This window comes from Synechococcus sp. BA-120 BA3, assembly GCF_034931285.1.
Lineage (GTDB): Bacteria > Cyanobacteriota > Cyanobacteriia > PCC-6307 > Cyanobiaceae > Cyanobium.
In genome coordinates, this window is sequence record NZ_JAYGHZ010000248.1 from 1 (window position 1) to 501 (window position 501).

A 501-nucleotide genomic window follows, 5' to 3' on the forward strand; every position below is an offset into this window, starting at 1 on the left:
CCACTACCGCTGGCTGCGCCGCATGGGCGAGGAACCTGCCGTGGCGGCGCCGATGGTGCCCCCCACCGCTCCGGCGATGCCGAAGCTCACCCCCAGCACGCTGAGCAGGCGGCCCGGGGTCTGGGCGGTCGACACCTGGTCCGGGACCACCGGATCGGGGGGAGGGGCGGGGGTCAGGAGGCGATCACCTGTTCCAGGAGCCCGTGCAGCTCCTCCAGCTCGTGGCGACTCAGCAGCCAGTCGCCGTCGAGATCCTTGGTGACGCGGGCCTCGAGGATCCAGCCGTCCTCCGTGCGCACGACGGCGAAGTGGGGGGACTGGAAGGGGGCGGCCATGGGCTGGCGGGAGGCGGGCAGTACCTCCTGCTTAGCCAGGGCCGATGGGGCGGGCAGCGCCAGATCCGCCAGCAGGGGCGGCGGCCCCAGCTGCTCGAGGCGGAAGCTGGCGCCGTAGCTCGGGGTGGGGCGCTGGGAATAGAAGCGGGCGGGGGCGGGCCTGCCC

Annotated in this window: 1 protein-coding gene and 1 pseudogene; both read right to left on the reverse strand. The window is 74.3% G+C overall.

The window, feature by feature from the left end:
* Positions 1-3: 3 nt before the first annotated feature.
* Positions 4-135: a hypothetical protein gene (locus VB737_RS07580; RefSeq protein WP_500312293.1), complete on the reverse strand. Its 132-nt coding sequence runs from the start codon at positions 133-135 to the stop codon at positions 4-6.
* A gap of 38 nt (positions 136-173) precedes the next feature.
* Positions 174-501, reverse strand: a pseudogene (locus tag VB737_RS07585) (hypothetical protein); the annotation flags it as partial.